Here is a 25,248-nt window from a genome sequence, read left to right on the forward strand (position 1 = left end):
TGAGGAAACATCGCGGACCGGAACGTAGCGAGAAAGCGGGCGATAACGCGGCGTTTTACTCTTGAGTAAACAGCTTCTGTCGTCCACTTTCGCCGCACAACGGTTGCGGCGATGTTATCCACAACTCCAAAGGAAGGGCCCCTGTCGTGACTGCCATTAAACTGATCGTTGGCCTGGGAAATCCAGGCGCCGAATACGAACAGACCCGGCATAACGCGGGGGCCCTTTTTGTTGAGCGTATCGCCCACGCGCAAGGTGTGAACCTTGTGGCCGATCGCAAGTATTTTGGCCTGACCGGGCGCTTCTCGCACCAGGGTCAGGATGTTCGTCTGCTGATTCCCACCACCTACATGAACCGCAGCGGCCAGGCTGTCGCGGCGCTTGCGAATTTCTTCCGGATCAAACCCGAAGAAATCCTGGTGGCCCATGACGAGCTGGACCTGCCACCCGGTGTTGCCAAGCTCAAGCTCGGCGGCGGGCATGGCGGGCACAATGGCCTGCGCGACATCATTGCGCAGTTGGGTAATCAGAATAATTTCTACCGTCTGCGGCTCGGCATTGGCCACCCAGGCGTCGCCAGTATGGTTTCAAATTTCGTCCTGGGTCGTGCGCCACGCGCCGAACAGGAAAAACTCGATGCCAGCATCGACTTTGCCCTCGGCGTGCTGCCGGATATCTTCGCCGGTGAATGGAACCGCGCGATGAAAAACCTGCACAGCCAGAAGGCCTGACTCTTACCGAGGGGAAACACCATGGGATTCAATTGCGGCATCGTCGGCCTGCCCAACGTCGGCAAATCCACCCTGTTCAACGCCCTGACCAAGTCCGGTATTGCGGCGGAGAACTTCCCCTTCTGCACCATCGAGCCCAACAGCGGTATCGTGCCGATGCCGGACGCTCGCCTGGATGCACTGGCGGCCATCGTCAATCCCAAGCGCATCCTGCCGACCACCATGGAATTCGTCGACATCGCGGGCCTGGTTGCCGGCGCGTCGAAAGGTGAAGGCCTGGGCAACAAGTTCCTGGCCAACATCCGCGAAACCGATGCCATCGCCCACGTGGTCCGCTGCTTTGAAGACGAGAACGTGATTCACGTCTCCAACAGCGTCGACCCGAAACGCGACATCGAGATCATCGACCTGGAACTGATCTTCGCCGACCTCGACAGCTGCGAGAAGCAACTGCAGAAAGTCGCGCGCAACGCCAAGGGCGGCGACAAGGACGCAGTGGTCCAGAAAGGCCTGCTGGAACAACTGATCGCGCACTTCACCGAAGGCAAGCCTGCACGCAGCCTGATGAAGAACATGGGCGCAGATGAGAAGGCCGTGATCAAGGGCTTCCACCTGCTGACCACGAAGCCGGTGATGTACATCGCCAACGTCGCCGAAGACGGCTTCGAGAACAACCCGCTGCTGGACGTGGTCAAGGCCATCGCCGACGAAGAAGGCGCGATCGTGGTGCCGGTGTGCAACAAGATCGAAGCGGAAATCGCCGAGCTTGATGACGGCGAAGAGAAGGACATGTTCCTTGAAGCCCTGGGTCTGGAAGAACCTGGCCTGAACCGTGTGATCCGCGCCGGTTACGAAATGCTCAACCTGCAGACCTACTTCACCGCCGGTGTCGAAGAAGTCCGTGCATGGACCGTCAAGGTCGGCGCCACCGCGCCACAGGCCGCCGGCGTGATCCACACCGACTTCGAAAAAGGCTTTATCCGTGCCGAAGTGATCGCCTACAACGACTTTATCCAGTTCAAGGGTGAGGCCGGTGCCAAGGAAGCCGGTAAATGGCGTCTGGAAGGCAAGGATTACATCGTTAAAGATGGTGATGTGATGCACTTCCGCTTTAACGTATAAGCTTCACCTGCGGCCTTGCCGCAAACAAAAAGCCGATGCCATGCATCGGCTTTTTTGTGGGCGCTGAACGCGCAGATAACACTATATCGTCGCCTTTTAAATCAGAGTTTAAGATTTATCTTACTGACACCTCGCACAACTTCGCACCTAGTAACAAGCACCCCACTCCAGCAGCAAACACCTCTTACTTTTCGTACAGCATCTTGGCCATTTGGCCCTTACATGCTCAAAGACAAACTTGTTAAGTTAAATTGTCCTGGTTGATATCGACAGAGCATCAGACCAACAATGAAGTGATAGCGATAGTGGAGCACCCTCATTATGTCGGCCTCGTTTCAAATAGACAAGGAAGTGGACCCTCTCTTTATTGAAGGGTCAGATATTGAAGAAACGATCAATACCACTGCGATCCTCAACATTGACCTCCTGCTGCTGGGGGAGACCGGCACAGGTAAGGACACCCTGGCACAACGGGTGCACCTTCTCTCAGGACGGCGAGGCAGTTTCATTGCAGTGAACTGCGCGGCCATCCCGGAAAGCCTTGCGGAAAGCCAATTGTTCGGCGTCAACAGCGGTGCCTATACCGGGGCCATGCAATCAAGGGCCGGGTTCGTGGAGGCGGCTCACCTGGGCACTCTATACCTGGATGAAATCGACAGCATGCCGCTGCCCCTGCAAGCCAAGCTATTACGGGTGCTGGAGTCGCGCGGCGTGGAGCGCCTAGGATCGACCCGCTTCATCCCCGTCGATATGCGCGTCATTGCATCGGCCCAACACTCGCTGCACGCGATGGTCGAGCAAGGCACGTTCAGGCGCGACTTGTACTTTCGCCTGAATGTCGTCCATATCCAACTTCCGGCCCTAAGAAACCGACGCGAGCGCATCGTCCCGCTCTTCCTGGAAATGATTCAGCAAGAAGCTGAACATTTTAAGTGCCCTGCGCCTCAACCTTCGAGCAAGTTACTGCAGCAACTGCTGTGCCACGCTTGGCACGGAAATGTCCGCGAATTGCGCTCGACAGCAAAGCGATTCGTGTTAGGCCTACCACCACTTACGGCCTCAGTGAGCCCCCCTTCAAACAGCGATTTGACATTGAAGGAACGCTTGCAACAGATCGAAAAATCGCTGATTGAGGAGTCGCTGTTGCGCCACAACCATGATATCGACAGGGTGGCGATCGAGTTGGACATTGGACGCCGCACGCTTTACTACCGAATGAAACAACTCAGCATACAACGCGGACAAAAAAGCCTGATCACCCCAATGACACAAATTGAAATATTCAATCCCAGCAACAAATGAACCACTCAGCACCGGCTGACCACTCATAGTACGGCAAGGGCTTTGGTATTCAGCATTGACCATTCCTAATGGGATAAACATCAAAGCCTTCGCCGCCCTAATAACCTCTGTAGATTCAAAGTGGAGAAAAGATATGGCTATCGGACCAATTGGAAATCCCCCGACTCTTCCAGCTTCGAATTACGACTCAGAACGAGATCGCATCAAAGCGGAGACGGAAGCAGAGCATCTGGAAAGCATGAAAGAAACATTAGAGGCAAAAAAAGCATCGTGGGATAAGCAAGCCATGAATGCCTACCAATAAAAAAAACACCTCCCCGATATATTTATCGGGGAGGTTTATTGAAGAGCGAAGTCGTCATTTAACTTCTCGCCACTTGCTGCACCAGGAGGTCTTACATGCTGCTGGAAATAATACCTTCTTCTGAGCAACCCTCCTCATCGTCATCTGATGGCGCACCATCAGCATCAGCATCAGCATCAGCCGTCGATGTGAGTTTTTTCGCATCCCAACTGGATGGGCCAGCCCGGTCGATAAATACGTCCTCTCGAGTACAAATCCCCGGCCTGTTGGCACAAGCATCAGGCTACCTCATCAACTCAACCAATGACCTGTCCACAAGCCTGCTGGCGTTCAGCAAAAACAAGGGGAACGACGCAATGCACAAATACACGACTCACTTCTCCACCACACTGTTGACGTCTCATGTATTGGTCAAGACCATTGGCAAGACCGCTCAGTGCATAGATAAAATCTGCAACCTTCAGTAAGCCAACATGACCTCTCTCCTCTCTATCGCCTTTGCCCTCTCGCTAACTGTCATATTGGCCGGGTGCAGCGATCGTGCTGAACTACATCGTCAACTGTCCGAGCAAGAGGCCAATGAGGTCGTTGCGGAGCTTGCGGACAAGCATATTCGTGCGCAAAAAGTGCCCGCAAAAGACGGCGTAGTGATTGTGGTCAATGCCGCCGACATTGGTCGCGCAGTGCGCACCTTAGAGGCTGTGGGCCTTCCCAGAGTATCCCGCGCCACTTTGGGCGACACTTTCCGAAAGGAAGGGGTCATCTCAACACCGCTTGAAGAGCGTGCCCGCTATATCTACGCATTGTCCCAGGAGCTTGAAGCAACCCTATCGAATATTGACGGCGTCATTATTGCTCGGGTTCACGTCGTGCTGCCCGAACGCATAGCGCCAGGAGAACCAATCCAACCCGCTTCGGCCTCTGTATTCATCAAGCATGATCATCGGCTGGACCCGGACAACATCCTCGCACGTGTTCGCCGAATGGTGTCCAGCAGTATCCCGGGCATGACGACGGTGGCTGATAACCCGCAAAAGCTTGCAGTCATATTCGTACCCGCTGCGGCTTATCAGGAAAAACAGAACCTGATGTATTTCGGCCCTTTCCTTGTCCCCGGGGACGACCTTGGTTTTTGGCGCGTATGCGCACTACTCTCAGTGATCGGTTTAGTGCTATCGGTGGTGGGGGCGATGTTACTGCTCGTCCGACAACAGCAGCGATTGCAGAAGCTGTCTGTCGATAATGACTCAATAACCCCACCCCATGTCGCCTGATCCCGCACACGCGATGAGCGAGCAACTGGCATGGGCCCGGTGGTGGGCGTATCCCTGGAAACACTCGCATGCAGATTGGCGAACCGACCCCGCAATCAATGCGCTTTATCGCACCAACGGCTTGGCAGCAATCGCCATCAACGGTATCACCCCGTGCCTGCCTCCGCGCGCCCACTCTACCGTGCTGCAGATTGCCCTTGCCTCCACTGAGCAGCTCAACCTGATCCTCGCGCTGATTCACAACATCCTCAACCCTGACACCACCACTCAATTGAGTGAAAGCCATTACTTGTGGTGCGTGCGCTTATCCCGAGCATTGCCCCACGAAATACGAGTCGCCGAAGAGAACCCGCTGCGATCACTACGCTCATGGGTAGACCCTCTCACGTGGCAGCGCCTGCGGTTGCGCTTTCCCTGTGAGCCGGTACGGGAAATAGAAGAAAAAACGATTGAACCCGGGAACCGGCCCAGTCAACTAGACACGCTCTGGCAAGCCGTCGTGTGGCGAACCATCGCAGGTGATAACAAGAATCCGGGCCAACAGGAATGGAGAAACGGGAATGCTTTGCAAGCATAGAATCGAATTGCACGAGAGCGCACGTAACCTTTCGGGCCCCCTGATAACACGAGAAACGCTTGCAGACTTCACCCAAGCAAAAGACGTGATAAATCGCGCAAATACCCAATCAAAAGAGTTGTTGCATCAGGCAGAAATAAAGCACAAGGAACTGCTGGAGCAGGCAGCGCTCGAGATGTGGAAACGCGCAGATGCCCAACTCAGGCGCTGGGAAAGTGACCGCCTGGCAATGTGCCAAAGCCTTGAACACTACGCGACCTCAGTGGCGAACGAAGCCATTCGTAGCCTGCTTGAAGAGACGCCCGCGCCGAAACGGCTCGCCGCATTGATCAAACAACTGCTGACAGACCACGTCCATGCGGTCAAGGCAACCCTCTTCTGTCACCCGTTGGAACTTGACGAAATCGAGCACTATCTGTCCAGAAATACACCCGCGTTATGGAAGCTCCAGCCGGACGACATGATCACCCTCCAGACGCTTGTTCTGAAAACCGATGAGGGCGATTTCGTCATCAGTTGGCGTTCGATGCTTGAGGCTTTTTTTACAAAACATGAAACATCATGAAAGAAATCGAGCCTGTCGCTCTTTAAATTCCCAGTTATCCGCGGAACCATTTTGCAATAACAAACCACAACAAGAATACACACAATAGGAGAGCATCATGTATTTCTACACCGACTTATCTGACAGGCTTCTCAAACGCGTCACGAGCGTTGCACACGACTACCAGAACGGCCTGAAAACGCTTGGCGAGACCGAGGATGATTCACGTTTTTTCACCCAGATGACGGCAGATATATTCCACTCCAAGACGGCTTTCAATGAGCGGTCTCGTATCAATCATCTGATGCTGAAAGCAACTATCGACAGTGTCCCTTAACTTACAAAACGCGCTGACTGGCTGGCTGCTCAGCCGTAAAGAACACCTCTCCTTGTCTGAAAACCACGACAACATTGTTCTGCAGCGCCACCCCCAATGCCTGATGTTGAGAGTCCAACTTCACCAGGCGCCGTTACCCTCGCAACTACAAAAGTGGATGCGGTTGGGAGGTGCCAGCCTGAACCACTTCGACGGCTCGCTTTCCATGGGGCCAGACGGCGCTCTCTGGCTTACTCAGTGCCTTCACGAAGAGCAGGGGCAAGCGTCCTTGGAACATTGCCTGGAAGCCCTCCTTAATCAACGTGATACCTGGCGAGCCGTGATTTCTCGCCTGGCAAACTCGAAGAGTTTCACTCCCACTTCGCTGCGTCAGAACCTGTATTAACCAGAGAACACTCTATGCATAACAAGACCTACAAACGCAGCAACTTGCGCCTCGATTCGCCTGGCACTTCAAAAAAACGACACACTTTGCACGGCACGATCTTGCTTTCCTGGCTGCTAGTCTCTGGCGGATACGCGCAAGCGGCCGTCCCTCTCGAATGGAAAAACACCGCCTACGCCTACGAGGCCCAACACAAACCGCTGCGCGAGGTACTCGAAGACTTCGCCCAAACCTTTGGTACCCAATTGCAAATCGAGGGACTGCTGGAAGGCGACGTCAACGGTAAGATCCGCGCGAATACCCCACAGTCCATGCTAGACAGACTGGCCGTTGAGCATCGCTTTCAATGGTATCTCTACAACAACACCCTATTCATCAGCACACTTGACCAACAGGAATCAGCGCGCCTGGAGGTCTCTTCAGAGACGATTGCGGACCTCAAGAAGGCCCTGACGGACATCGGTTTGCTCGATAGCCGTTTCGGTTGGGGAGAGTTGCCGGAAGACGGTGTGGTACTCGTCTCCGGCCCCAAGCGTTATATCGAACAGATCAAGCATTTCAGCAGCCAGCGCCGCTCACCAGATGAAAAACAGAGCGTGCTGAGTTACCCGCTGAAGTTTGCCAATGCGGCAGACCGCCACGTGGATTACCGCGGAGAAAAGCTCAGCGTACCTGGCGTTGCCAGTATTTTACGTGGGCTGCTGGAGCCGCGTTCCAGCTCGACGCTCACTGGACTGACTCAACGCCCACTCCCCCCACCCGCCCCTCTCACACCTAATACGCCGCGGTTGGGCAACCCGCTGCTGGGCCAAATGCTCGGTGAAAATAGCAGAGTGGACACAGCGCCGGCACTGACGCCACGCGCCTCGGTACCCGCCGGCCGGATCCGCGTCGAAGCCGATATTCGCAACAACGCGGTGTTGATCTATGACCTGCCGGAACGTCAGACCATGTATCGCGAACTGATCGCTCAACTCGACGTTGCACGCAAATTGATCGAGATCGACGCAATCATTCTGGATATCGAGCGTACGCAACTACACGAATTCGGAGTGAACTGGGGCTTCCAGAACAGCCGCTTCCGGGGTGGCGTCAACATGGCACCCGGCACCTCGTCACAGTTGTCGATTGAAAACCGCGATCGTTTCTACGCCGATATCCGCGCGCTGGAAGAAAAGGGACTGGCAACCATGGTCTCGAACCCTTCCGTACTCACCCTGGAGAACCAACCCGCGGTGATCGATTTCAACCGCACCCAATACCTCACCCCCGGCAGCGAATACGCAACCATTTTACCCGTCATCGTGGGCACCAGTTTTCAGGTCGTACCCAGAGTTACCACCAGTCGCGGCGGCCATCAAATCCATTTGGCTGTGGACATTGAAGATGGCAACTTCGACGAAACCAATCCAGACCCCAAACACCTTGATGTGCGCCGGGGCAAGGTCAGTACCCAAGCCGTAATGGCGGAAAAACGTTCGCTGGTGGTCGGAGGTTTCCACGTCACGGAACGTACCGACAAGCAAAAAAAAATCCCCTTGCTGGGGGATATTCCGTTGCTGGGCAAAGCGTTGTTTTCCTCGAGCGAGCGCCAGAACAACCGGCGTGAACGCCTGTTCATCCTCACTCCGCGCGTCATCGGCGACCAGAACGACCCGTCGCGCTACTTGCCGCAAGCCGACCAGGCCGAGTTACAGGCCGCCCTCGCGCCGCTGGCCAGACGCTATTCGCCCCATCAGCCGGTAATCAAACGCAGTGACATCATTACGACATTGGCGCATCTGGTCAGTGGGGAAGTACCCAAGGCTTTCAAGGCGGCGCCAATGCCGCTGGGACTGAACACTTTATGCAACACCCGTGACATGCTGGCGCTGAATACCGAACGCAGCCAGTGGTACGCAGGCCCGGAATACAACGTGGCCGTCGTGGTGCTGCGCAACCAGTTCAACCGCAACGTACGTATTGACGAAAAAGAGTGCAGCAACTCGCAGACGCTGGCGGTCACCCTGTGGCCCCGCGCCTGGCTCAAGCCAGGTGAAGAAGCCGAGGTATTTATCGCCATGCGTCCTGTGGTGAAGGATGAACACCTCAGTGTGCCTCGCCCCTCCTTGATCAGTCCCGCTCAGAAGGCCATGCCATGAAACAAAGACTGTTGTTCGTAACCTTGGTTGGCGCAGCGTTACTCGTCACCGGCTGCACGCCCACCTGCAAAGGCGATTCCTGCTCACGTCCGCAATCGACCAAGGACAAGATGGTGATTTGGTGGCCACCACAGATGCGCATCGAGCCCGGCCCCGCTGGCGAGCGGTCGGACTACCAGACAGTGTCGCTGGAACGATGAGAAGCCAGAAAATGCCCGACGATCAACGCCAGGCGTTTCTGGAGAGGCTGGTGAGTGGCACTGCCGCTCATCTGCCCCTCGCCCCCGGAATCCAAGTGCGTGCAGAGCGCGCAGGAAACCGCCCGGGACTTGCCTTGCACGTCGCCCGCGAAGCGTTGCAGGCCGGGCAATTGCAACGAATTCTAGAACGGCGCTTTGAACAGGCGTTGGCATTCGATGGTTGTTTTGTCTACCTCGACGCTCAGGACATGCTGGTGATCTGGCACGCATTACCTGCAAGCAACAGCACGTTGGACAGGACGCTCAGCCAAATGCTCTCACTGGCCCTGCTGCATGCCCTGGACGTGGTTTCAAACCACTGATCAACGCTGCTCAAGCTCCGGCAGTTCCAGGGTCTCGCGCTTGGCTTCATCATCAAGCTCACGCAAGGTGCGGTAAATCAGCGCCACCGCCTGCAGGGTCTCGCGGGGGATGCTTGCTCCCAACTTCTTCGTGTAGATCGTGCGGGCCAGCCATACACATTGGATCACTGGCACATCAGCCGCCTTGGCACGCTGGATCAACTTGCGAGCTTCGTCATCCGTGCCTTTGCTGACCAGCAACGGCAGCGGTGTTTTACCAGGGCGGAAATACAAGGCGACAGCAAAGTGCGTCGGGTTGATCACCAGCATGTCGGACTCCTCCAGCTTGGGCAACTTGACCTTGGGTTCCTCCTGGGCCAATTGTTGGGCCAGCGAGCGCCGCTGCCCCTTGACGTGGGGGTCGCCTTCCATGTCCTTGTACTCTTTGATGACCTCTACCTGGGTCATGCGCATCCGCTTGGCGAAAAAATGCTTCACCATGATCAGGTCGATCAGCGCCAACACCAGCAGCATGCCCAGGCAAACATGCAACAGGTGACGAAACAGCGCAATCAACGCCAGGATGTAACTGTGCAGATCACTGGTCGCCAAGTTGATCAGCGTACCCAATGAAGGCCAGATCACCACATACAGAACCAACGCGATAAGACAGGCTTTCACGATGCTCATCAGCAGGTTCATCAACTGTTGGGCAGAAAACATTTGCTTGATCTGACTGATCGGGTTGAGGCGGTTGAAATCCAGCTTCAGGGTCTCCGGTGCAAACAGCAAACCGAACTGCATCCAACTGCTGATCAGCTTGGTGGCAATCGCCACCCCGGCCATCAACAGGGCGAACGAGAAAAACACCACCAGCCCTTCAAGCAACACCTCCTCCAACGCTCGCGCGAAGGGCTGAGTCAAGCGTGACATCGGCAACAGCATCAATTGCTGAAAGCGTTGCAGGCTGGTTTCGGCAGTGAATAACGCAATCTCGCTGATGGCCGCCAATGCCAGGAGCTTTGCCACATCCTGGCTTTGGGCGACCTGGCCTTTCTTGCGTTGGTCACGCAGTTTCTTGGCTGACGCCGGGTGTTTTTTTTCGCCGGAATCGCTCATGGGATGGCGACCTTGATCAACTGGCCCAGCGAATGTTTAAGATCGCTCAGAAGCCCCATGCGCCCGACGATCAGGTCCTGCAACAACGCAAAGTAGAGCAAGAGAATACCGATCCCCGCCAGGCTTTTGATCGGTGGCGCCAGCGTACTCACTTGTAACTGCTGGCTGTAGACCCCCAGCAGCGCGACACCGAACTCCAGCAACAACAGCAATGCGATAAACGGCGCGGCGTAAAGCATCATGTGCATAAAGGTATCGCCCAACACGTCGATAAACACGCTCATTCCATTCGCCGCCGGCAGCGGGAACCAGGCAGTGGGAGGCCAGATCAGGTAACTGTCCCAGATCACTTGGGTCAACGTGCCCAACCCCAGGCTCACCATCAGCAGGAAAATCGCCAGCTGCTTGAACAAGTGCCCGATCGGCGTCGCATCCGGGCCCAACGACGGGTTGAGCTGACCACCGGCCAAGGCGCCGCGCTGGTTATCCAGCAGCGCCCCCACTGACTCAAACATCCAGAACGGCATCGCTAGCAGAACGCCCAATAGAAGCCCCAGCGCCACCTCCTTGAAGATCATCGCTACCAGCAGCAGCGCGGAGTAATCCTGGCCTGCCAACGCAGCATGAATACCCGGAGCAGGCATCAATGCCAAGACCATCACGATGGTATGTCGCGGCATGCCCCGTATATGCTGAAAACAGAATGCCGCCACCAGGATGCCACAGGGGTAGATACGCGCCATGCCGATCAGCAGGCTGGGCAAGTACTCGAGATAGAGCAGCAAGGGCAGGGTCTCAGTTGAGGGCCGATCGGCCGATCATGTCAAAGGTCAGGTTGATCAGTTGAATCAACTCCACGCCAATCCAGCGGCCGGTCATGATCAACGTGATCCCCACCGCCACCAACTTGATGCCGAAGGGCAGCGTCTGGTCTTGCACCTGCATCAGCGCCTGCACCAGAGAGGTCATCACGCCTACGACCACCGCCACGATCAACGGCGGTGCCGACAGCACGACCACCAGCAACATGCCTTGCTTGAATAGCACGATGGGTTCCATAAGCCACTCAGAGATAGGAGAGGAACAAACTGTCGAGCAACCGCGACCAACCGGACACCATCACGAACAACAGTAATTTGAGCGGCAGGGAAATGGTCATCGGCGAAACCATTTGCATGCCCAGCGCCAACAGCAGGTTGGAGACAATCAAGTCGATGACGATGAAGGGGATATAGATCAGGAAGCCGATCTCGAACCCCGCCTGCAGCTGCGAAAGTACAAACGCCGGGATCAACAGGATCAAGTCTTCGCGTTGCACATCCTGGGCCATCTGGGCGGGCCACAGGCGTGCGGTGTTTTCCAGCAAATGTGTGAGCACATTCGCGTCGATGTTGCGCAACATGAAGGCACGCAACGGCTTGATGGCTTCATTTCCCGTCTGCAGGAGCGTTTGTACGTTGCTCAGGTCAAGCGGCGAAGCTTTGACGCTCTCGGCGATTTCATACCCCACCGGTGCCATGATGAATAGCGTGGCAGCTAGCGCGATGCCATAGATAGCCATGCTCGGCGGCACCTGCTGCACACCAATGGCGTTTCGGGTGATCATCAGCACAATCACGATCTTCAGGAACGCCGTGCAGACGATCAACAGCATGGGCATCAACGACAATGACGCCAGGAATACGGCCAGGACCAAGGGGTCCAACCCCTGCAGTATCATCGGCTGAACATCACGCGGGACAGTTGCAACCCCAGGCGCCCATCGACTTCCACCAACTGTCCCTCGCCAATCGGTCGGTCACCGTAGTAAAGGCCTGCCATGCCTGGCGCGTACCCGCCAATGCCCAACACCGCGCCCGGCGCGAGGTTGCGTAACTCGCCCAGGGTCAGGTTCAACGTGCCGCAGCGGATGTTCAGCGCCATGCTCAGCTCATCGAATGGTTCGTGGCCGAATACATCCACCACCGGCTCATCGTCCTCCTCCCCTGCGTAGTGGGGGGCCATGAATTCTTCGTCCACAGACGTATCCTCGATTGAAGTAAGGGTCAGGCACAACAGCCCGCTGCTATCGTCAATGCATCCCTGCAGTCGCCGCTTGCCAACCTGTACATAGCCTCGGCCCTGGGCTTGAAAAAAGGCCTGCTCAGGCACCAGCACATCCCCAGCCCGCAGGCTGCATGTTTGCGCGGTCGGTAGCTGCAAACGCCCAAGGGGCACTGCAACCGCCAACCGAAACGAGGCGGGCCATGGCCCGGCCGTGGCCCGCCATGGCCCGGCGTCACATAACGCCAGGAAGCTCTCGGGGGTTGCCCATAGATACCCCTCGATACGGGACTCCCCAAGGGTCACGCGGAGCCGACAGCCAAACGTCCTGGGTGGGGCTGCCTCCAGCAATCGCACATAACCCAGCAGTTTTTTTATCTGGGAACTCAGGTGATGGTGAAACAACGCCCAAAGCCAGGAGTCCGGGTCGTTGCCCGACGGGGCCAGCGTTACAGGACACTCACCGAGCAGGCTGAGCAGCGGCCCGGCCTCGGCAAACGCCAGAACGCCACACACCGTCTCGAAGCACGCCACCTCACCCCGTGCTGGGGCCGGTCCGGGCTCGAGGCGCAGCTGACCGCTCTGCCCAGCCACCTGAAATGCCAGGCACAGGCCACGTCCCAGCCGTCGTCGTGCAACAACGGTGTTTCCATTGACCGAAGGTAATGTCAGAAACGGCACTATCATGCGCGGCCGGCATCGGACAGAAACAGACTGACCGGCTGCCCCAGCCTGAGTGCGAAGCGGTCCTCGCACTGTTGCCGCAGACCGCTGAGCCAGCGCGTCGTAGCCTCCTCTTGTGCCTCCAGGTCGATACCCCAATGGCTCTGCTCGCGGCGCACACAGGCATTGATTCGCCCAAGGCGAGGCAAGTACAACACGGCTTGAAGCGGCCACTGCGAAGCACCCTGGAGGCGAGGCGCCAGTTGCTCGGCAAGCGCCTCGATCATCACTGCACTGCCCAACGCCGTAGATTTCAGCAGGGAGTACCCCGTACCTGAGCCCCCACCGTCATCGGACCACAACTGGTTGAACAATCGCATCGACTCCCCTGGTATTACGTTTCCAGCTCCCGGCTCACGTTCATCCCGTTGCTCACGCACACGAGGACGCTCAGCAGGCTTATTTGAGACCTGAGTCATATCCGCTCCTCCGTCAGTAAAAGGGATAATTCCTGTAGCTTTTCCACTTGTCGCAGGCATTCAGTGACCTGTCTCTGGGCACTGCCGACGCGATTCTGCTTCTGTTCTTGCTGGCCCTGCAAAACCTCCAACTCCCCAACCTCCCGTCGGGTATTGGCAGACAAGCCACGCTCCTGCGCACCCCAGGCTTTCAGCGCCTGCAGGCTCAGTACCTGGCCCTGGTGCTGGTTGAGCAACCGAGCACCCTGCCGGGTCTCTTCTTGCCGGGTTTGCTCAAGGGCGTCCTGGGCCCGCTGAATATGCGTAAGAAGGGCCTGCTGGTCCCGCTTCGCTTCACGCAGGGCACGCTCGGCCCGGTCTGCCCGGTGCCGGCGCAGGCGTCGCAGCGTATCGACTTCACCGAGCAACTCGTCAGAATGGGACATAGGCGGTCAGCCCCTTGAGTTGTTCCAACGTCGTAGCCATCAGCGAAGGCTCACGCAAGTCCTGGCGCAGGAAACCATCGACGGCCTGGCGACTGTCGACTGCCAGGTCGGTCAACGCATCACTCCCTGGCTGGTATTCCCCCAGCTTGAGCATCAGTTCAATCTGTTGATAAGCCGATAACAACCGTCGCAACGCTGTACCCGCCTGGATATCCGCAGGCTCGGCGACGTTGCTCAGGATCCGCGACAAGCTCGCCAGTACATCCACCGCCGGGTAGTGCCCGCGCTCGGCCAACTTGCGGGACAGCACGATATGACCGTCGAGCAGCGAACGAACTTCGTCAGCCACCGGGTCGTTCATGGAGTCCTGCTCGATCAGCACCGTATAGATCGCCGTGATCACACCCTCACGAGTCAACCCAGCGCGTTCTACCAGTCGCGGTAGCAGGCTGTAGACCGAAGGCGGCAAGCCGCCGCGACCGAGGGGTTCACCGGCGGCCAGGCCAATTTCGCGCTGGGCCCTGGCAAAACGGGTCAGTGAGTCGATCAGCAGCAACACGCGCTGCCCTTTGCGGCGAAAACCTTCGGCCAGTGCGGTCGCCGTAAATGCCGCACGGGCCCGCTCCATGCTGGAACGATCAGACGTGGCACACACCAGCACTGCCTTGGAGCGCAGCTGTTCATCTAACTCATGATCGAGAAACTCACGTAGCTCGCGGCCCCGCTCACCGATCAAACCGAACACGATGACGTCGCACTCGACGTTGCGAGCGATCTCGGCCAACAGGGTGGTCTTGCCGCAACCCGCCCCGGCGAACAGGCCCACACGCTGGCCTTCGCCGAGCGTCAGCAGACCGTCGATCGAACGCACCCCGGTAGCGAGCGCGCGATGGATCCGGGGTCGCTCGGTAGGCAATGGCGCTTCACATAGCACCGCGCTGGTATCGGGCAAGTCGGCTTCGACAAACGCGCTGGGGCCCTCTCCCGTGATCGGGCGCCCGAAACCATCCAGAACCTGACCCAGCAACGCTTCGCTGACCTGCACCCGATGAGAGACCCCCAGGCGCTCTACACCCGCCCCCACCCGCACGCCTTCCAAGTTGCCCAAGGCACTGAGCACGGCATCCTGCTGATCAAAACCGATGATCTCGGCGAGCATGTAGTCCCCTGGCTTTTTCTCAACCTGGCACAGATCCCCGATACGCGCCTGAGGCAGTCGACACTGCAGCAACATGCCATTAACGCGCTGGATGCGCCCACGCATTGTCACGGGCGCAAAAGAGGCCAACAACTGGGCCTGACGCTGCTGCCAAGCGTCCAGACGTGCTTGCATTTCCATGCTCACCAGCGCACCTCATAACGCTGCGCGCCGTCGAACACCACTTTGCTGTTGTCGATCAGCACCAGGCGCAGGCCATCCACTTCATCGCCGACAAACAGCCGGCCGCCCTCTTCCAGGACCACATGGCCATTGGGCCCGCCCACGATCTGCACAATCTTGAACGGCAGGCTCGCGTCGCGCACACGCACACGGCTGATCACCGGAACCGCGCTGTCGAATTGTTCGCCAAAACGACTGAGCATGCGCGCGACCAGCTCTACATCATCCTGTGATACATCGCCGTCGAGCGCGACCTGTCCATTGATCACCTGCAAGTTGACGCGTTGCCTCAGCTCGCGTTCGTTGAGCATCTTCAACAGCTGTTGGCGCACCTCGAACGGTGAGGCGAGCTCCTGCTTCTGCGCCACCGGCGGCATCAGAGAAGCCTTGGCCTCAGGCTCCCCGGTGGACGCCATGCCCACCACGATGAAGATGACAGTAATCGCCAATACCATGCTAATCAGGCGCTTTTGTTGGAAGTGGGGGATAGTCGAAAACGTGAGCCCTCTCGCCGGCTCATTCAACACCGGCGACGATGCCGGGGCCGGGGCCGGCGATTGGGGCCAAGGTTCATCGGCCACGCTGACACACAGCCGCACGCTACCCAACCAAAACACTGCATTGAGCGCCAGGCACGCGATCTGAGCCAGTACCTGACCATCAGCCCCGTGTAGCAACCCAGCCTCGGCCTGCACCGACCAGTTGGCGTCGATGAGCCGCAGCCACGCATGCTGCTCGGCAATACCGGGATCACTCAGTACCAGGTCTGCATTGGTATGTGCCCCTATGCTCCACTGCTCCCCAAACAAGGGTAACGCCGCCCCCTGATGCAGCCCATCAAGCACTCGCAACTCGAACATCATCCAGTCCTCATGCCACCGCACCGTGCATCAACTCATCCTGAGCCAAGTCGAAGCGCCCCAGCACTTTGACCTTTGAGGTGCTGCTCAGCTCGGCAAAGGACAGCACCGGTACGTGGTTGAATTCTTCCAGCAACAAGGTGCGCAAAGGGCTGCGCAAATCCTGCGCAACCAACATCACGCTCTTGAGTTTGGGCCGTATGGAGAAGGCTCGGTTGAGCAGGCTGATCAGTGTTGCGCTGTGCTCGTCGTCGAGTGCGAAGAACACCCCGGTCTGGGTCTGGCGCAGCGCCTCGCGCAGGATATTTTCAGTCTGTGGCGACAGCAGCCAGGCATGCAGGCCATCGGCTTCGCTGTATTGATGGTAAATCTGAGCCTTGAGCGCAATGCGCGCGTAGTCGGCCAACGCGTCAGGTTCACGCTCATGCTGACCGTACTCGATCAGTGACTCGACAATCAGCCGCACCGCCCGTAACGGCACCCCTTCGCTTGCCAGGCGCTGCAACACCGCCGAAAACCGCGACAGAGGCATGATCCGCTGAAGCTCCTGAACCAGTTCCGACTGGTTTTTCTCCAGCCAACCGAGGATCGACTTGCTCTCCTGGACCCCCAGAAACTGCGGCCCGCTGAACAGCATCGCCTGCTTCATGCGCCCAACGATCAGGCTCGCAGAGGTGAAGCGCTCCAACTGAGGATCATCGAGCAACGGATCATCCGGCTCCAGCCAGACCCACGCCTGCTCATCGCGCTCCGCCAACCCAGGTATGGCATGCGCAGGCTCAACTGTCAGCGCCTTGCGTTCAACCGCGACCTGGCTGACAACCGATGCCTTGATCATTGGCACCTCATGCACACAAAAGCGCATTTCATCGGCGGCCAGCGCATCATCAAGCTCCACCTCGAATGGCGGTAATGTCAGCCCAATATTGGCCACCAGCGCATTTCGCGCCTGGCGAATCGCGTGGATAAGATCCGTCACCTCGGGCGTGCCTCGCAGCACTGGAGAGAACTGCAGCAGGTACGGCCTCGAAGGGTCAAACCCACGCAAGTCCTCACGACCGTTCTCTTCGGGGCGCACCGCCTCTGCGGCTTGAGCCTGGGGTTGTTCCTGCCGTTGGCGCTGACGCATCAGGTAATAGCCCAGGCTGCCGGTGACCAACGCTATCAGGACAAACACCCCAGTAGGCATGCCAGGCACCGCAGCGAAGGCGAGCATCCCCACCGAAGCGATCATCCAGCTCTTGGGCTCGCTGGTCATCTGCCGAGCAATTTCGGCGCCCATATTGGTGACGCCCCTGCGTCCGTCCGGCGCTACACGGGTAATGATCATGCCAGCGGTGAGGGAGATCAGCAGCGCCGGGATCTGCGCAATCAGGCCGTCGCCAATGGTCAGTACCGAGTACAGCGCCATTGAATCGGCAGCGCTCAAGCCGTGCTGGAACATGCCCGTGGTGAACCCGCCCAGCAGGTTGACCACGACGATGATCAAGCCCGCGATGGCATCCCCCTTGACGAACTTCATGGCCCCGTCCATAGCCCCGAACAATTGACTCTCACGGGACAACTGCTCTCGTTTGTCCCGTGCTTGCGTGCCGTCGATCAAGCCGGCACGCAAGTCACTGTCAATGGACATCTGCTTGCCAGGCATCGCATCCAGGCTGAAACGCGCCGCCACTTCAGCCACCCGCTCCGAACCTTTGGTGATCACCAGAAAATTGACCAGGGTCAGGATCAGGAAGATCACCATCCCCACGGCGAGATTGCCGCCGACCACAAAATTGCCGAAGGCCTCGACGATGTCACCGGCATCCTGCTCCAGCAGGATCAAGCGCGTCGTCGCAATTGAGAGTGCCAGGCGAAACATGGTGGTCAACAGCAGGATCGACGGGAACGATGAGAACGCCAAGGGCCCCGGAAGGTAAAGCGCCAACACGATCAACAGGCAGGAGATGCAGATATTGAGCGCGATCAGAATGTCCACCAGCCAGGTGGGCAGCGGCACGATAAAGATAAACACAATGGCCATCACCACCACGGCGCCCAGCACTTCGGCGCGCTGAGCCACCTTGAGCAACAAGCGATTGATGACCGAAAGTACTGTCACGCCGAGGCCCCCAGCACACTTGAATAGTGTGCAGGATTACGTGTAACCCGGTCCAGCTCCCCTATCACCGACAGGAAGCCACGCAAGGCTTCCTCACGTACACGACCATCGAGCCATAACGCCAAGGGCATCTGCCGGAGCAACGGGTAAAGCGCATTGAGGGCCAACAATTGCTGCAACTTTGAACCTCCCTGCAAATCAGCCCCGAGCCGAAGGATCTCGGCAGCGGCAATACCGCTGCCCGCGACCCCCAAGAGGCGCTGCAGCAGAACGACCGCGTCATGATCGAGGCCAAGGCGTTGAAGCAACCCGTGACACCCTGCGAGCACCCCACCCAACTGCCCACAGCTTTTCAGCCCCAGCAACAAGGTTCGCAACAGAGGGGTGGGCATTGACGACACCTTGGCCGCGATATCATCCGCCAAAGCCTTTCGCATCACGTTGAGGCCCTCGGCAAACCGCTCGCCACCGTACAGGCCCAGCAGCGAATGCATCATTGTCGCCAACGATTGTCGCGTGACCACATTGGTGTAGTAGAGCGTACGTAGCGCCTGACGCTCCTGTGGATCGATAGCAGACGCCAGCAACGCCCCGGCGGTGTTCAGGCCGGCCTGGATCTCCCGCTTGTAACGTACATCCAACTCGGCAATGGCACGCCGCGCCATGTCAGCCAAGGACACTTCAACTTGAGTACCCTCACGGGTGTCCACATAAGTGCGCGCCTCAGCGCCTGGCTGGGCAACCACATACTGAAGCACCACGAATGCACGTGCAGGGTCGCCTTCGGAGAGATTCAACAATTCTCCCACTCCGACCCGCTGCCTTAATGCCTCCCTGACCATCAGCGAAATCATTGCCAAGGTCTTTTTGGCCGGATGACCCAACTGACGATAAAGCTCCGCCATATTCTCGACTGGGATAACCCGCAGGCTCATCGCTCGCTGGCTCAGCGGCTGGCTATTGTTTGCAACTTCCAGGCTGAACAGATGAGCAAGTTCTTCCGTGCCATGAACGGGCTGGGGCGTTGGTGGCTGACTGGCGGCAGGCTGATCCAGGGATTGGGCCCTTTGCACATCGGAGGAGAGTTCAACTTTCATGGACAGACCTGAACAAGAAGAGTGTTTCCCTGTGTGGCAAGGCCTGCCGATCTGGTTCCATCGAAAGCATTCGTACAGCTAAATTGAAAAGACTTGCACTCGCTTCTCACGGCCTATGCAAATAGCCGCACAAAATCCTGTCAATTCAAGATATTTATACTCATAAATCAATAAGTTAAGAAATTATTTTCCTTGGCACAACCAGTGCAAACGAGGTTCCCGTCGAAACCATTTCGACAGCGCCTACCCTGAGGAAAAAATCATGAGTATCCCTATCGAAGCGTTGGTTCACCTTGTTGGCAGCTCGCCTCAATTCATGCTTCAACTCACGGACGAGCAGCAAAAAAAGCTGCGCCGTTTCATCCACAAGCGCGTGCTCAACCCCGAAGATGCGGATGATCTTCTACAACTGACCTACCTGGAGGCCTGGCGCAACAGGGAGCGCTTCAGCGGCCAGGCAACCCTCAGTACATGGATGTGCGGCATCGCGCAGAACCTGATCCGCAACCATTTCCGACGCATGTTTGCCAAGCCGATCCATTGCGAGTTCGATGAAGCGCTGTGGCATGGCCAGGAGGACAGCCGCAACCTGGACTGGGAATTCGAGATCAACCGCCGCTTGGAGAAAACCTTAAATGCCATCGACCTGCTACCGCAGGAAATGCGTAAAACCCTGTATGCATCGCTGGAAACCGACGGCAGCTACCAGGACACCGCCGACGTGCTGGACATTCCGATCGGCACCGTTCGCTCACGCTTGTCACGGGCACGCGAACAGCTCAAGCGCGTTACCCACAACTCGCTGTACCCGTAACTCGTAACTCAGACCACGCGTTGGGCGACAGGGATATCTGCCCAACCGGTTCACACCGCCACCGCCCTCGACTACCGCACTCGCTGAAAACTGCCGCTGCCCGGATAAAATCCTCACTGCCGAAACACCCACGCCCACCGCACCACTCGTCGCGGTTTAGCCCTATTTCGCTTAAACAATTGAAAGCGTAGATAAAAATTTAAAATAAACGCTTGACGCTTTCCCGTTCTCCGCGAATAATGCGCGCCACTTGGCTACATAGCTCAGTTGGTTAGAGCATAGCATTCATAATGCTGGGGTCCGGGGTTCAAGTCCCTGTGTAGCCACCAAGTACTAAAAACGGCTTACCGAAAGGTAGGCCGTTTTTTTATGCCCGCAGAAAAGTCCCAGGCCAATAACGCCTGCGGCCCACTCGGCGAAGGGCTGCGCTTGCGACCAACACCAACAGATGCGCTCGAAAAAAACCGCGATCTGTATTTTGACGCTCCCCTGACCCACTGTTAGTGTCCAGCCTCCCCCACACGGAGTGCCCCGATGAAACTGGACATCTACCAAGTCGACGCTTTCAGCCAACACACCTTCGGTGGCAACCCGGCGGCCGTCTGCCCGCTGACCGAATGGCTGCCCACCGAGCAACTGCACAACATCGCCGCCGAGAACAACCTCTCGGAAACCGCTTTTTTTGTGCCACGTGGCGATATCTATGAGCTGCGCTGGTTTACCCCGGAAGTCGAAGTGGACCTGTGCGGCCATGCCACGCTGGCAGCCGCTTGGGTGTTGATCAACACGTTCGCAAACGCCCCCGAAGTCCTGCGTTTTGCCACCCGCAGCGGCGAGCTTCGTGTGACACGCAATGGCGACGAGCTGGCGATGGATTTCCCGGCCAAGCTCCCAGCGCCTTGCGAACCGCCGGCGGGGATGTTGAGCGCACTGGGCATCGAGCGCGCCGAAGTCTTCGGCACCGATGACTACATTGTGCTGGTGGACGATGAAGCCCAGATCGCCGCGCTGACCCCGGACTTCGCCCGCCTCAAGGGCCTGCCCAAACGCGGTATCGCCGTGACCGCCAAAAGCGCGCGGTTCGATTTTGTCTCGCGCTGGTTCGGGCCGAACGTGGGCGTCAATGAAGACCCGGTCACCGGTTCGGCCCACACCTCGCTGGCACCGTTCTGGGCCGAGCGCCTGGGCAAGCAGCAATTGAGCGCCGAACAAGGCGGCAAGCGCCGTGGCCAGTTGCGCTGCGAGCTTCAGGGCGACCGCGTGATCATCTCGGGCAACGCCGTGCTCTACCTGCAAGGCACGATTTACCTGTAAAAAGCAGTACCCAAAGGACAACAGATCATTCTCAAAATGAACGGAGTTCAGCGCGTGTTTTCGATTTATCGCCGGCAGTTGTCGGTCTTGGCTGCGGCCCTCACCCTGGCCTCCTGCCATAGCCCAATCACCGAACAACCACCGGCACCGGAGTTGGGTTCGGGCTACCGCAGCGACCTCACGCTGCGTCACGCCGAACGCCACATGGCCGCCGCCGCCAACCCTCTGGCCGCCGCAGCCGGGCGCGAGATGCTACGCCAAGGCGGTTCGGCGATTGACGCGGCGATTGCGATGCAGGCCGTGTTGACCCTGGTGGAACCACAGTCGTCGGGCATCGGCGGCGGAGCGTTCATCATGCTGTGGGACGGCCAGAACGTGCACGCCTATGACGGCCGCGAAACCGCACCGGCCGGGGCGACCGAGCGCTTGTTCCTGCGGGCCGACGGCACGCCGATGGGGTTTGCCGAGGCGCAGATCGGCGGGCGTTCCGTCGGCACGCCGGGGGTGTTGCGCGCGCTGGAAATGGCGCACAACAAGACCGGGCGCCTGCCATGGGCCACGTTGTTCGAGCCGGCGATTCGCCTATCGCAGCAGGGCTTTGCGATTTCCCCGCGCTTGCACGCGCTGATTGCCGCTGACCGCTACATCCCGCAGTCGCCGGACATGGCGGCGTATTTCTTGAATGCCGATGGCACGCCCAAGGCCACCGGCACGCTATTGAAAAACCCGGCGCTGGCCGCCGTGTTCCAACGCATCGCCAAGGAAGGGCCAGACGCGCTGTACCACGGGCCGATTGCCGCTGAAATCGCGCGCAAGGTACAGGGCCACGGCAACGCGGGGAGCCTGTCCCAGGCGGACCTCCAGGGCTACAGCGCCAAAGAGCGTGCGCCGTTGTGCACCGACTACAAGCAATGGAAAGTGTGCGGCATGCCGCCGCCGTCGTCGGGCGGGATCGCCATCGCGCAGATCCTCGGCACCTTGCAGGCCCTGGAAGCGCGCAACCCGCAACTGGCCATCGCGCCGATGAAACCATTGAAGAGCACCTCGCCTGCCGGCCTGGAACCGACGCCCGAGGCCGTGCACCTGCTCGCCGAAGCCGGCCGCCTGGCCTTCGCCGACCGCGCGCTGTACGTGGCCGATGCCGACTTCGTCCCCGTGCCGCTCGCCGGTCTCGTCGCACCGGACTACCTGGCCAAGCGCGCCGCCTTGATCGGCGAACGCAGCATGGGCGTTGCCAAGCCCGGCACACCAATGGGCATCCAGGTGGCCTACGCGCCGGACCGCTCGCCGTTGCGCATCTCCACCTCGCAAGTGGTCGCGGTGGACGACCAGGGCGGCGCCGTGTCGATGACCACCACGGTCGAAGCGGCATTCGGCGCCCATGTGATGGTCCAGGGCTTTTTGCTCAACAACCAGATGACCGACTTCTCGTTCATTCCTGAGGAAAACGGCCAACCGGTGGCCAACCGCGTCGAACCCGGCAAACGCCCGCGCTCGGCCATGGCGCCGACGCTGGTGTTCGACCGCCACAGCGGCGAGTTGCTGGCCACCGTCGGCTCGCCGGGCGGCTCACAGATCATCGAGTACGTGAGCAAGTCGTTGGTGGCAATGCTCGACTGGCAACTCGACCCGCAAGCGGCCATCAACCTGCCCAACTTTGGCAGCCGCAATGGCGCTACCGAACTGGAAGCGGGCTTGTTCAGCCCAGGGTTGAAACAGGCCCTGAAAGACAAGGGCCATGCCCTCAGCGAGATCGATATGACCAGTGGCGTGCAGGCCATCGTGCGCACCCGCGATGCCCAGGGCAAGGTGTCTCTGAGCGGCGGCGCGGACCCTCGGCGTGAAGGCGAAGCCCTCGGCGACTGAAATTTTTAGCAACGGAGACACAGCCGTGCAACAGGCAGACAATCTCGGCGCCCTCGTTGGCGTCGATCATGGTTTTTGTACGATCAATGACCCGCAGTGCCCGGAAGGCGTGTTTATCTGCAAGCAGGTGCACAGTGCTGCGGTGATCGACTGGCAAGCGGATCAGTTGAGCAATACGGTTCCAGCCGACGGGGTGTTCACCGGCTCGCAGCAGCCGATCGCGGTGATTACGGCCGATTGCCTGCCCATCCTTATCGCGGCCAACAACGGTGAGAAAGTGGCGGCGGTGCATGGCGGCTGGAAGGGCCTGCAAGCCGGGATCATCGCCAATGCTGTGCAGCGTTTTGCCGAGGACGGGATTGGCGCTGACCAGTTGCAAGTGGCTATCGGCCCGTCGATCAAGCCCTGTTGCTATGAGGTGAGCGCCGACTTTATCGCGCAATTCCAGGCCGATCAGGGTCACTTGTGGCGCCTTGCCCAACCGGCGCCGTTGCTGCCCCCCCAGATTGCACCGCCCCACGCGCGCCAAACGGGCAGCGCGTGGTTTGACCTGAGCGCCTACGCGCTGATGCTGTTGCAAGCGGCCGGCGTTCGGCGTGAGCAGGTGGAGGTCAGCGCGGTCTGCACTTACTGCACCTCGCCCGCGTTTGCCAGCTACCGCAGAAGGACCCACCACCCGGAGGAGGTGAGGACGTTGTTGTATTCGTGGATTGCGCGTAGAACCATCACCGACTGATCTTCAACCCCTTGCGCCCCGCATGCCGCTCCAACGCCAACTCGATCAACCGACTCACCAGTTCGCTGTAGCTCATGCCCGCTGCCTGCCACAGCTTGGGATACATGCTGATGCGGGTGAAGCCGGGCAGTGAGTTGATTTCGTTGATCAGCACTTCGCCGTCGTCGGTCAAAAATACATCGACCCGCGCCAGCCCCGCGCAACCCAACACCTCAAACGCCTCGATGGCCAAGCGGCGGATACGCTCGCTGGCTTCGACACTGATATCCGCCGGCACCACCACCTGGGCAGCCTGGTCGTCGATGTATTTGCTGTCGTAGGAATAGAAACCGCTGCTCACCACAATCTCGCCACAACCGCTGGCGATGGGGTTGTCGTTGCCCAACACGGCGCATTCGATTTCACGGCCGCTGACGGCGGATTCCACCAGCACTTTTTCATCGAAACCCAGGGCCAGTTCGACTGCCGCGTGGTACTCGGCTTCGCTGCCGACTTTGCTCACGCCCACCGACGACCCCTGGTTGGCCGGTTTGACGAACAGCGGCAGGCCGAGCTTGTTCACGGCATCGTCAAAGCTTGTTTGTGGCGCATTACGACGGGTCAGGGTAATGAACGGCGTGACCGCAATCCCCGCGTCGCGCAGCAAGCGCTTGCTGATGTCCTTGTCCATGCACACCGCTGAGCCGAGCACGTCGGAGCCGACAAACGGCAGATCGGCCATGCGCAGCAGGCCTTGCAGGCAACCGTCTTCGCCCAGGGAGCCGTGGACGATGGGAATGATCACATCGACATGGGCCAGCAGGCCGCCGCCGGAGGTTTCCACCAGTTGCTGGCTGGCCTTGCCCGGCACCACCGCCAGTTCACGGTTGGATTGGTTGAGGGCGATCAAGGCCGGGTTTTCCTGGTTGATCAGGAAGTTCGAGGTGTCATTAAGGTGCCAGTGGCCGGCCTTGTCGATGCCGATCAGCACCGGCTCGAAGCGTGTACGGTCGAGGGCATCGACGATATTGCGCGCCGATTGCAGCGAGACTTCGTGTTCAGCCGAACGGCCACCAAAAATAATCCCTACGCGCACCTTGCTCATGACCC

Annotated in this window: 28 protein-coding genes and 1 tRNA gene; 17 read left to right on the plus strand and 12 right to left on the minus strand. The window is 58.6% G+C overall.

Annotated features, from left to right (window positions below):
* Nucleotides 1-146: 146 nt before the first annotated feature.
* The 12 genes from pth (at nucleotide 147) to DBR46_RS29665 (ending at nucleotide 9,279) form a co-directional block, all read left to right on the plus strand.
* Nucleotides 147-731: an aminoacyl-tRNA hydrolase gene (gene pth / locus DBR46_RS29610; protein WP_017735148.1), complete on the plus strand. Its 585-nt coding sequence runs from the start codon at nucleotides 147-149 to the stop codon at nucleotides 729-731.
* A 21-nt stretch (nucleotides 732-752) separates the two neighbouring features.
* Nucleotides 753-1,853, plus strand: coding sequence for a redox-regulated ATPase YchF (ychF, locus tag DBR46_RS29615; RefSeq protein ID WP_124529897.1), 1,101 nt, complete (start codon nucleotides 753-755; stop codon nucleotides 1,851-1,853).
* Nucleotides 1,854-2,174: 321 nt separating this feature from the next.
* Complete coding sequence (locus DBR46_RS29620; RefSeq protein WP_124529899.1) at nucleotides 2,175-3,155, plus strand: sigma 54-interacting transcriptional regulator; 981 nt, start codon at nucleotides 2,175-2,177, stop codon at nucleotides 3,153-3,155.
* 133 nt (nucleotides 3,156-3,288) lie between these two features.
* Nucleotides 3,289-3,459, plus strand: coding sequence for a hypothetical protein (locus DBR46_RS30260; RefSeq protein ID WP_158619166.1), 171 nt, complete (start codon nucleotides 3,289-3,291; stop codon nucleotides 3,457-3,459).
* Nucleotides 3,460-3,554: 95 nt separating this feature from the next.
* Nucleotides 3,555-3,926 (plus strand): hypothetical protein, encoded by a 372-nt coding sequence (locus DBR46_RS30655; protein WP_256659423.1) that lies wholly within the window; start codon nucleotides 3,555-3,557, stop codon nucleotides 3,924-3,926.
* Nucleotides 3,927-3,932: 6 nt separating this feature from the next.
* Nucleotides 3,933-4,733, plus strand: a complete 801-nt coding sequence (gene sctJ, locus DBR46_RS29630) for a type III secretion system inner membrane ring lipoprotein SctJ (protein ID WP_124529901.1) — start codon at nucleotides 3,933-3,935, stop codon at nucleotides 4,731-4,733.
* A 13-nt stretch (nucleotides 4,734-4,746) separates the two neighbouring features.
* Complete coding sequence (locus tag DBR46_RS29635; protein WP_124529903.1) at nucleotides 4,747-5,310, plus strand: type III secretion protein; 564 nt, start codon at nucleotides 4,747-4,749, stop codon at nucleotides 5,308-5,310.
* Nucleotides 5,294-5,875, plus strand: coding sequence for a type III secretion system stator protein SctL (sctL, locus tag DBR46_RS29640; protein ID WP_124529905.1), 582 nt, complete (start codon nucleotides 5,294-5,296; stop codon nucleotides 5,873-5,875). The genes DBR46_RS29635 and sctL overlap by 17 nt, the downstream gene beginning before the upstream one ends.
* A 97-nt stretch (nucleotides 5,876-5,972) precedes the next feature.
* Nucleotides 5,973-6,191, plus strand: coding sequence for a hypothetical protein (locus DBR46_RS29645; protein WP_124529907.1), 219 nt, complete (start codon nucleotides 5,973-5,975; stop codon nucleotides 6,189-6,191).
* A gap of 399 nt (nucleotides 6,192-6,590) precedes the next feature.
* Nucleotides 6,591-8,717, plus strand: a complete 2,127-nt coding sequence (sctC, locus tag DBR46_RS29655; protein ID WP_124529909.1) for a type III secretion system outer membrane ring subunit SctC — start codon at nucleotides 6,591-6,593, stop codon at nucleotides 8,715-8,717.
* A complete protein-coding gene (gene hrpT / locus DBR46_RS29660) occupies nucleotides 8,714-8,917 on the plus strand; it encodes an HrpT family type III secretion system protein (RefSeq protein WP_124529911.1) in 204 nt (67 codons plus the stop codon). Before sctC ends, hrpT begins: the two co-directional genes overlap by 4 nt.
* Before the next feature lie 11 nt (nucleotides 8,918-8,928).
* A complete protein-coding gene (locus tag DBR46_RS29665) occupies nucleotides 8,929-9,279 on the plus strand; it encodes a transcriptional regulator (RefSeq protein WP_124529913.1) in 351 nt (116 codons plus the stop codon).
* On the opposite strand, the gene sctU is transcribed toward DBR46_RS29665, so the two are convergent.
* The 11 genes from sctU to DBR46_RS29720 form a co-directional block, all read right to left on the minus strand.
* Nucleotides 9,280-10,377, minus strand: coding sequence for a type III secretion system export apparatus subunit SctU (sctU, locus tag DBR46_RS29670; protein WP_124529915.1), 1,098 nt, complete (start codon nucleotides 10,375-10,377; stop codon nucleotides 9,280-9,282).
* Nucleotides 10,374-11,162, minus strand: coding sequence for a type III secretion system export apparatus subunit SctT (gene sctT / locus DBR46_RS29675; RefSeq protein WP_124529917.1), 789 nt, complete (start codon nucleotides 11,160-11,162; stop codon nucleotides 10,374-10,376). Before sctT ends, sctU begins: the two co-directional genes overlap by 4 nt.
* A gap of 10 nt (nucleotides 11,163-11,172) precedes the next feature.
* Entirely contained in the window at nucleotides 11,173-11,436 is a 264-nt protein-coding gene (gene sctS, locus DBR46_RS29680; protein WP_065888055.1) for a type III secretion system export apparatus subunit SctS, read from the minus strand.
* Between the two features lie 7 nt (nucleotides 11,437-11,443).
* Nucleotides 11,444-12,097 (minus strand): type III secretion system export apparatus subunit SctR, encoded by a 654-nt coding sequence (gene sctR, locus DBR46_RS29685; RefSeq protein ID WP_124529919.1) that lies wholly within the window; start codon nucleotides 12,095-12,097, stop codon nucleotides 11,444-11,446.
* The gene (locus tag DBR46_RS29690) at nucleotides 12,094-13,107 is read right to left on the minus strand and encodes a FliM/FliN family flagellar motor switch protein (RefSeq protein ID WP_124529921.1); all 1,014 of its coding nucleotides are present in this window, start codon (nucleotides 13,105-13,107) and stop codon (nucleotides 12,094-12,096) included. The genes sctR and DBR46_RS29690 overlap by 4 nt, the downstream gene beginning before the upstream one ends.
* Nucleotides 13,104-13,463, minus strand: coding sequence for a type III secretion system HrpP C-terminal domain-containing protein (locus DBR46_RS29695; RefSeq protein WP_305955613.1), 360 nt, complete (start codon nucleotides 13,461-13,463; stop codon nucleotides 13,104-13,106). The genes DBR46_RS29690 and DBR46_RS29695 overlap by 4 nt, the downstream gene beginning before the upstream one ends.
* A 95-nt stretch (nucleotides 13,464-13,558) precedes the next feature.
* Entirely contained in the window at nucleotides 13,559-13,987 is a 429-nt protein-coding gene (locus DBR46_RS29700; RefSeq protein WP_124529925.1) for a YscO family type III secretion system apparatus protein, read from the minus strand.
* Complete coding sequence (locus DBR46_RS29705; RefSeq protein WP_124529927.1) at nucleotides 13,974-15,332, minus strand: FliI/YscN family ATPase; 1,359 nt, start codon at nucleotides 15,330-15,332, stop codon at nucleotides 13,974-13,976. Before DBR46_RS29705 ends, DBR46_RS29700 begins: the two co-directional genes overlap by 14 nt.
* On the minus strand, nucleotides 15,329-16,228 hold the full coding sequence (locus DBR46_RS29710) for an FHA domain-containing protein (protein WP_124529929.1): 900 nt from the start codon (nucleotides 16,226-16,228) through the stop codon (nucleotides 15,329-15,331). The genes DBR46_RS29705 and DBR46_RS29710 overlap by 4 nt, the downstream gene beginning before the upstream one ends.
* 10 nt (nucleotides 16,229-16,238) lie before the next feature.
* A complete protein-coding gene (sctV, locus tag DBR46_RS29715) occupies nucleotides 16,239-18,332 on the minus strand; it encodes a type III secretion system export apparatus subunit SctV (protein ID WP_124529931.1) in 2,094 nt (697 codons plus the stop codon).
* Complete coding sequence (locus DBR46_RS29720) at nucleotides 18,329-19,429, minus strand: HrpJ domain-containing protein (protein ID WP_124529933.1); 1,101 nt, start codon at nucleotides 19,427-19,429, stop codon at nucleotides 18,329-18,331. Before DBR46_RS29720 ends, sctV begins: the two co-directional genes overlap by 4 nt.
* A gap of 262 nt (nucleotides 19,430-19,691) precedes the next feature.
* On the opposite strand from DBR46_RS29720, the gene DBR46_RS29725 reads away from it, so the two are divergent.
* From DBR46_RS29725 to pgeF, 5 genes are all read left to right on the plus strand, one after another.
* Nucleotides 19,692-20,243 carry an RNA polymerase sigma factor gene (locus tag DBR46_RS29725; protein ID WP_124529935.1) on the plus strand — a complete coding sequence of 184 codons (552 nt, stop codon included), beginning with the start codon at nucleotides 19,692-19,694 and terminating at the stop codon, nucleotides 20,241-20,243.
* A gap of 252 nt (nucleotides 20,244-20,495) precedes the next feature.
* Nucleotides 20,496-20,572, plus strand: a tRNA-Met gene (locus tag DBR46_RS29730).
* A 205-nt stretch (nucleotides 20,573-20,777) separates the two neighbouring features.
* Complete coding sequence (locus DBR46_RS29735; protein WP_124529937.1) at nucleotides 20,778-21,557, plus strand: PhzF family phenazine biosynthesis protein; 780 nt, start codon at nucleotides 20,778-20,780, stop codon at nucleotides 21,555-21,557.
* 54 nt (nucleotides 21,558-21,611) lie between these two features.
* The gene (gene ggt / locus DBR46_RS29740; RefSeq protein WP_124529939.1) at nucleotides 21,612-23,423 is read left to right on the plus strand and encodes a gamma-glutamyltransferase; all 1,812 of its coding nucleotides are present in this window, start codon (nucleotides 21,612-21,614) and stop codon (nucleotides 23,421-23,423) included.
* A gap of 25 nt (nucleotides 23,424-23,448) precedes the next feature.
* Entirely contained in the window at nucleotides 23,449-24,159 is a 711-nt protein-coding gene (pgeF, locus tag DBR46_RS29745; RefSeq protein WP_124529941.1) for a peptidoglycan editing factor PgeF, read from the plus strand.
* Here pgeF and ddlA read toward each other — a convergent pair.
* Nucleotides 24,149-25,243 (minus strand): D-alanine--D-alanine ligase, encoded by a 1,095-nt coding sequence (ddlA, locus tag DBR46_RS29750; RefSeq protein ID WP_124529942.1) that lies wholly within the window; start codon nucleotides 25,241-25,243, stop codon nucleotides 24,149-24,151. The two genes, pgeF and ddlA, sit on opposite strands and share 11 nt — an antisense overlap.
* Nucleotides 25,244-25,248 lie beyond the last annotated feature (5 nt).

This window comes from Pseudomonas sp. KBW05 (assembly GCF_003852405.1).
Taxonomy (GTDB): Bacteria; Pseudomonadota; Gammaproteobacteria; order Pseudomonadales; family Pseudomonadaceae; genus Aquipseudomonas.

What these genes read in the sequence shown, in the direction of transcription:
- ychF (WP_124529897.1), top strand. Translation starts at nt 753, where the DNA reads ATGGGATTCAATTGCGGCATCGTCGGCCTGCCCAACGTCGGCAAATCC.
- DBR46_RS29620 (WP_124529899.1), top strand. Translation starts at nt 2,175, where the DNA reads ATGTCGGCCTCGTTTCAAATAGACAAGGAAGTGGACCCTCTCTTTATT.
- DBR46_RS30260 (WP_158619166.1), top strand. Translation starts at nt 3,289, where the DNA reads ATGGCTATCGGACCAATTGGAAATCCCCCGACTCTTCCAGCTTCGAAT.
- DBR46_RS30655 (WP_256659423.1), top strand. Translation starts at nt 3,555, where the DNA reads ATGCTGCTGGAAATAATACCTTCTTCTGAGCAACCCTCCTCATCGTCA.
- sctJ (WP_124529901.1), top strand. Translation starts at nt 3,933, where the DNA reads ATGACCTCTCTCCTCTCTATCGCCTTTGCCCTCTCGCTAACTGTCATA.
- DBR46_RS29635 (WP_124529903.1), top strand. Translation starts at nt 4,747, where the DNA reads ATGAGCGAGCAACTGGCATGGGCCCGGTGGTGGGCGTATCCCTGGAAA.
- sctL (WP_124529905.1), top strand. Translation starts at nt 5,294, where the DNA reads ATGCTTTGCAAGCATAGAATCGAATTGCACGAGAGCGCACGTAACCTT.
- DBR46_RS29645 (WP_124529907.1), top strand. Translation starts at nt 5,973, where the DNA reads ATGTATTTCTACACCGACTTATCTGACAGGCTTCTCAAACGCGTCACG.
- sctC (WP_124529909.1), top strand. Translation starts at nt 6,591, where the DNA reads ATGCATAACAAGACCTACAAACGCAGCAACTTGCGCCTCGATTCGCCT.
- hrpT (WP_124529911.1), top strand. Translation starts at nt 8,714, where the DNA reads ATGAAACAAAGACTGTTGTTCGTAACCTTGGTTGGCGCAGCGTTACTC.
- DBR46_RS29665 (WP_124529913.1), top strand. Translation starts at nt 8,929, where the DNA reads ATGCCCGACGATCAACGCCAGGCGTTTCTGGAGAGGCTGGTGAGTGGC.
- sctU (WP_124529915.1), bottom strand. Translation starts at nt 10,377, where the DNA reads ATGAGCGATTCCGGCGAAAAAAAACACCCGGCGTCAGCCAAGAAACTG.
- sctS (WP_065888055.1), bottom strand. Translation starts at nt 11,436, where the DNA reads ATGGAACCCATCGTGCTATTCAAGCAAGGCATGTTGCTGGTGGTCGTG.
- sctR (WP_124529919.1), bottom strand. Translation starts at nt 12,097, where the DNA reads ATGATACTGCAGGGGTTGGACCCCTTGGTCCTGGCCGTATTCCTGGCG.
- DBR46_RS29690 (WP_124529921.1), bottom strand. Translation starts at nt 13,107, where the DNA reads ATGATAGTGCCGTTTCTGACATTACCTTCGGTCAATGGAAACACCGTT.
- DBR46_RS29695 (WP_305955613.1), bottom strand. Translation starts at nt 13,463, where the DNA reads ATGCGATTGTTCAACCAGTTGTGGTCCGATGACGGTGGGGGCTCAGGT.
- DBR46_RS29700 (WP_124529925.1), bottom strand. Translation starts at nt 13,987, where the DNA reads ATGTCCCATTCTGACGAGTTGCTCGGTGAAGTCGATACGCTGCGACGC.
- DBR46_RS29710 (WP_124529929.1), bottom strand. Translation starts at nt 16,228, where the DNA reads ATGTTCGAGTTGCGAGTGCTTGATGGGCTGCATCAGGGGGCGGCGTTA.
- DBR46_RS29720 (WP_124529933.1), bottom strand. Translation starts at nt 19,429, where the DNA reads ATGAAAGTTGAACTCTCCTCCGATGTGCAAAGGGCCCAATCCCTGGAT.
- DBR46_RS29725 (WP_124529935.1), top strand. Translation starts at nt 19,692, where the DNA reads ATGAGTATCCCTATCGAAGCGTTGGTTCACCTTGTTGGCAGCTCGCCT.
- DBR46_RS29735 (WP_124529937.1), top strand. Translation starts at nt 20,778, where the DNA reads ATGAAACTGGACATCTACCAAGTCGACGCTTTCAGCCAACACACCTTC.
- ddlA (WP_124529942.1), bottom strand. Translation starts at nt 25,243, where the DNA reads ATGAGCAAGGTGCGCGTAGGGATTATTTTTGGTGGCCGTTCGGCTGAA.